Source organism: Streptomyces sp. UH6 (assembly GCF_013421635.1).
Taxonomy (GTDB): domain Bacteria; phylum Actinomycetota; class Actinomycetes; order Streptomycetales; family Streptomycetaceae; genus Streptomyces; species Streptomyces abyssomicinicus.
On the sequence record NZ_JACADT010000417.1, the window covers coordinates 1 to 4779 of the forward strand.

Genomic DNA, 4779 nt, shown 5'->3' on the forward strand with positions numbered 1-4779 from the left:
GCCCACGCGCCGGCCAGCCCGAGCGCGATGCCCAGCGCACCGCCCAGCAGACCGGTCACCACCGCCTCGCCGACCACCTGCCCGGTGACCCGGCGCGAACGCCAGCCCAGCGCCTTGAGGGTGCCGAACTCGCGGACCCGGCGGGAGACCGCGGACGAGGTCAGCAGGCCGGCGACCAGGAACGCCGCCGCCAGGACCACCACGGAGAGCCAGCGGCCGACCGTGACGGCCAGGCCGGAGGCGGTGGACAGGGACCCGGAGACGGTGTCGGCGAGGTCCTCGGACGTGGTCACGGTGGCGTCCGGCACCGCCTCGAGCACCGCCGACTTCACGGCGTCGAGCTGCTGCGCGTCGTCCGCCTGGACGTAGACGGTGGTGATCTTGTCCTTGGCGTCGGCGAGGGTCTGGGCCTGGGCGAGCGGCAGGTAGACGTCGGCGGTGGCGTCCCCGCTGGCCGCCGTGGCCAGGCCCACGATCTCGAAGTCGGTCCCGCCTGCCGAGACCGTGTCGCCGGTCTTCAGCTCCTGCTCCTTGGCGTAGGCGCTGTCCACCACGGCCACCTTCGCCGAGGTCTCGGACTCCTCGAAGCCGCGCCCGTCGGTGATCTCGGAGGAGGTCAGCGGGCCCAGGGCGGGCCGGGTGACGTCCGTGCCGTAGACGGAGAAGCTGTCGATGGAGAAGTCGGCGCCACCGCCGCGCACCTCGCCGCCGGCGCCACCGCCGCCCGGACGGCCGCCGCCCTCGCCCTGCTGGAACTGGCCGGGCGTGAACTCGCCGTCCACCTTGACCACGTTGAGGCTGAGGCCGCCGACCGCGGCTGCCACGCCGTCCGCCTTCCCCACCGTGGTGACGGTGGCGGAGTCGAGGGTCTGGAAGCCCTGCACCATCACGCGGTCGCTGCTCTGCTTCCCGCCCTCCTCGCCCTCCTCCCCGTCCTCGCCCTGCTGGGCGTCGAACTGGAAGCGCGGCCGGCGTTCGCCCTCCTCGCCCTCGGCGGGCGGCTCCGGGGCCTTGGTGACGGTCATGTCCGTGCCGAGGCCGTAGAGCGACTCCAGTACCTGGGCCTGGGCCTTGCCCATGCCCGAGGAGACGGCGTTGACGACGATGACGAGGGCGATGCCGAGCGCCAGACCCGAGGCGACGACCAGCGCCGCCTTTCTCCGGCGGCGCAGTTCGCGGCGCAAGTAGGTGAAGAACATGCGCGGCACGCTAGGTCGGCGCGCTGGCAATCCTCGGTGCGTTGTGTGAGAGAAACCGGAGAGGCGCCCGGGGACGTGTGACCACACGTCCCCGGGCGCCTCGTCCACCGCTCACGGCGGTGCGGTACGGCCGCCGGCGGTCAGACCGCCGAGCCGGCCACCCACTGGTCCCAGGCCATGTTCCAGCCGTTGAAGCCGTTGTCCGGGGCGACCGTCTTGTCGCCGGTGTTCTGCACGACGACGACGTCGCCGATCATCGAGTTGTCGAAGAACCAGGCACCGGGCACGTTCGGGTCGTTCGCGCCCTTGACGTCCTCCAGGCCCACGCAGCCGTGGCTGGTGTTGACGTTGCCGAAGACGCCCTTGCCCCAGTAGTTGCCGTGGATGAAGGTGCCGGAGGTGGTGAGCCGCATGGCGTGCGGCACGTCCTTGATGTCGTACTCGCCCTTGCCGTCGTCGTCCGTGAAGCCGACCGTCGCGCCGTTCATCCGGGTCTCCTTGAACTTCTCGGAGATCACCATCTGGCCCTCGTACGTCTTGTTCTCGGGGGCGCCGGCGGAGATGGGGATGGTGCGCACGGTCTCGCCGTTGCGCGTGACCGTCATCTGCTTGGTCTTGGCGTCGACCACGGAGACCTGGTTGCGGCCGATGTGGAAGGTGACGGTCTTCTGCTGCACGCCGTAGACGCCGGGCGAGCCCTCGACGCCGTCCAGCGCGAGCTTCATGGTGACCGTCGACCCCTCCTTCCAGTATTCCTGGGGCCGGCAGTCCATGCGGACCGTGCTGAACCAGTGGCAGACGACCTCCTGGCCGCTGCTGACGGAGACGTCGATGCCCTCCTGCACGGCCTTCTTGTCGGCGATCTCCTTGTCGAACTTGATCGACACGGGCATGCCGACACCGACGGTGGAGCCGTCCTCCGGGGTGAAGTTGCCTATGAAGCTGTTGGTCGGCGAGACCGTGGTGAAGGTGGCGTTCTCGTGGGAGGCGCGGCCCTCGGAGTCCTCGGCCGTCACCGAGACCTTGTAGGTCGTGGCCCGCTCGAGCTGGGCGGCCGGCTTCCAGCTGGTCTTGTCGGCCGACATCTCGCCCTCGACCTGCTGGCCGTCCTTGGTCTCCACCTCGACCTCGGTGAGCGTGCCCTTCTTGACCGCCACGTGGCCCGCGTTGTTGATCGACGCGTTGTCCGTGCCGTCCTTGGGTGTGATGGAGATCTCGGCGACCGAGGTCTTCTCGGCGGCCGCCTCGTCGACCTCGGCCTGGGCGTCCGGGCCCTTCGGCTTCTCGTCGCCGCTGCACCCCGTCAGCACCATCACGCCGCCCAGCAGCGCGGACGCCACCGCCAGCCCCCTGCGCCGCCGCCGCTCACCGACCGTCTTCACACGCTTCTCCATCGTCACTGGTCACCCGACCCCTTGGGACGCCCTGCATCACGACCCGGCAGAAACTCCCCGTCAGCATTGTTCAACGCCCGGACGGGTCGTTCCGGTTCCATCTCGCGGTGAATTGTGCAATCCGCCACGCCGCGAACCGCCCGGGAGGTCCCTCGCTCGAGCGAAGCCGAGAGCCCGGGGCCGGTCCGCGGCGGACCGGAAGACATCGTTCCGCAGTGGTCGCCTTCCCCGCCAGGGGTCAGCCGATGCCGATGCGTGCCGGCGGACCGCCGACTCCGTCACCGATCTCGTCGAAGTCCTCGTCGAAGTCCTCGTCGAGGCCGTCGTCCAGGCGGTCGTCGAAGTCGTCCGCGAAGCCGAAGGCGTCGGCACGTGCCGCGTCGTCGTGCTCTGCATCATCGCCGCAGGGGTCCTCGCGAAGCGAATCGGACGGGCGCCCGACGTGCTCCGCGCTCCACGAGGTCTGGGTCAGCTCGATCCCGGGCAACTCGCTGACCAGGTCGAACGGATCCACGAGGTAGGCCAGGGCCTCCGCCGTGTCATGCGTCACCACGGCCTCGACGCGGCCCCGTTCGCCGTCGGGGAGCGTGCCGTCCTCGGTGATCCGGGTCCGGGCGAGGACCTCGAGCGCCTCGGGGTCGTCGACCTCCACGATCAGCTGGACGTCGATCCGGACGAATCGTCTGTTCTTGGGTGAATTCATGACTGGGAGAGTACGGCGGTGGGCGTCCTCGGGTTTCCCGCGACCCGCGCCTTTCACTAGCATCGGTCCACACGGTCAATTCGCCAGCGCCACAAGGGGATCGATATCCGTGTCCACCACGCGCCGCTCACTGCTGACCGCCGCCGCCGCGGGCGCCCTCCTGGGGGCCTTGTCCTTCGTCCCGTCCGCGAACGCGACGGCGACCTCGGAACGCCCGGAGCCTCGGCCTGTCCACGCCGTTCCCGTCTCCGCCTCCGTCGACGCGCCGGGCGGTCACGCCGTGTCCGCGGCGGGCTCCCCGGAGTCCTCCGCGATGCGGACGGCGTCCGGCCCCGCGGACACCACCTCACCCGACGCCGCGACCGGCACCGGCACCGGCACCGGCACCGGCACCGGCACCACGCTCCGGACCACGACCGGCGACACCGAGCTGGCCGACACCGGCGCCTTCGACACGACGCCGTACATCCTGGGCGGGACGGCCTTCCTCGGCATGGGGGCCGCGTTCCTGGTGTATTCGGTGCGGCGTGAGCGGATGGGGCTGTAGGCGGCCGGAGGGACCGCCCGCCGCGCGGCTCACCGCCGCCCGCCCCCGAGCCCCTCGCGGCCGCCGCAGGGGCCGGGCGCCCTTGACCGTGGTGCGGCGGTACGCCCATAGTCCGGCGCATGATCACATCTTCGCGGGCGCGGCTGGGCGCCCTCACCCTCACCGGCGTGCTCTCCCTGGCCCTGGTCACGGGCTGCAGCGGCGGATCCGACGGGAAGCCGGACGCCGCCCCGTCGTCCCATGCCGCCTCCTCCCCCGCGGACGACGGCGCCGCCCCGGGCAGGGCGCTCTCCGAGAAGGAGCTCGCCGGACTGATCCTCGCGGCGGACGACGTGGAGGGCTTCACGGTCACCGAGCCCGGCGAGGACGACCTCTTCGGCGGCTCCTTCGACGACGTGAAGGTCGAGGGCGGCGACGGCTGCGACGCGCTGGCCAAGGTCGTCAGCGGCTCCACGGCCGGCGACGCGAAGGCCCACGTCTCCCGCCAGGCCACGCAGGAACGGCCCGAGGGGGCGGGTGAGGGCGACGTCCCCTCACTCGAGGACGCGATGCGGCTGGACGTCACCATGATCACGCTCGCCACGTACGACGGGGACGGCGCGCAGCAGGCCGTGAAGAGCGTGGCGGACGCGGTGGAGTCCTGCGCCGACGGCTTCACGGTGACGCTGCCGGGCCAGGACCCGGCCCCCTACGACACGGTCGCCGCCGAGAAGGGCGTGACCTCCGAGGGGGCCGACGAGACGGTCGCCTTCGCGCTGACCGGCGCGTCGCTGGAGGAGGGCGGTCCCGCCTCCTCGGTCCACGGGCAGGCGGTGCGGCACGGGAACAACGTGGTCACCTACCTGACCGTGAACCTGGGCGACATGGCCGACGGGAAGCGCTACCAGGTGTCCGCCCCGGTGGTCGCCGCGCAGGCCGAGAAGCTGGGCTGAGGCC

At 71.5% G+C, this 4779-nt stretch carries 5 protein-coding genes; 2 read left to right on the forward strand and 3 right to left on the reverse strand.

Translation table 11 applies throughout. The features are described from left to right. From HW445_RS18875 to HW445_RS18885, 3 genes are all read right to left on the reverse strand, one after another. Window positions 1-1199 (reverse strand): ABC transporter permease (locus tag HW445_RS18875; RefSeq protein WP_180222173.1); only part of this gene is annotated, 1199 nt, incomplete at its 3' end. A gap of 140 nt (window positions 1200-1339) precedes the next feature. After that, the gene (locus tag HW445_RS18880) at window positions 1340-2593 is read right to left on the reverse strand and encodes an Ig-like domain-containing protein (protein ID WP_180222174.1); all 1254 of its coding nucleotides are present in this window, start codon (window positions 2591-2593) and stop codon (window positions 1340-1342) included. Between the two features lie 238 nt (window positions 2594-2831). Further along, window positions 2832-3296, reverse strand: a complete 465-nt coding sequence (locus tag HW445_RS18885) for a hypothetical protein (protein WP_180222175.1) — start codon at window positions 3294-3296, stop codon at window positions 2832-2834. Window positions 3297-3405: 109 nt separating this feature from the next. Between HW445_RS18885 and HW445_RS18890 the strand changes: the two genes are divergently transcribed. Then, window positions 3406-3843, forward strand: a complete 438-nt coding sequence (locus HW445_RS18890) for a cell wall protein (protein ID WP_180222176.1) — start codon at window positions 3406-3408, stop codon at window positions 3841-3843. Between the two features lie 119 nt (window positions 3844-3962). Further along, window positions 3963-4775: a hypothetical protein gene (locus HW445_RS18895; protein ID WP_180222177.1), complete on the forward strand. Its 813-nt coding sequence runs from the start codon at window positions 3963-3965 to the stop codon at window positions 4773-4775. Window positions 4776-4779: the final 4 nt, after the last annotated feature.

What these genes read in the sequence shown, in the direction of transcription:
- HW445_RS18880 (WP_180222174.1), bottom strand. Translation starts at nt 2,593, where the DNA reads ATGGAGAAGCGTGTGAAGACGGTCGGTGAGCGGCGGCGGCGCAGGGGG.
- HW445_RS18895 (WP_180222177.1), top strand. Translation starts at nt 3,963, where the DNA reads ATGATCACATCTTCGCGGGCGCGGCTGGGCGCCCTCACCCTCACCGGC.
- HW445_RS18885 (WP_180222175.1), bottom strand. Translation starts at nt 3,296, where the DNA reads ATGAATTCACCCAAGAACAGACGATTCGTCCGGATCGACGTCCAGCTG.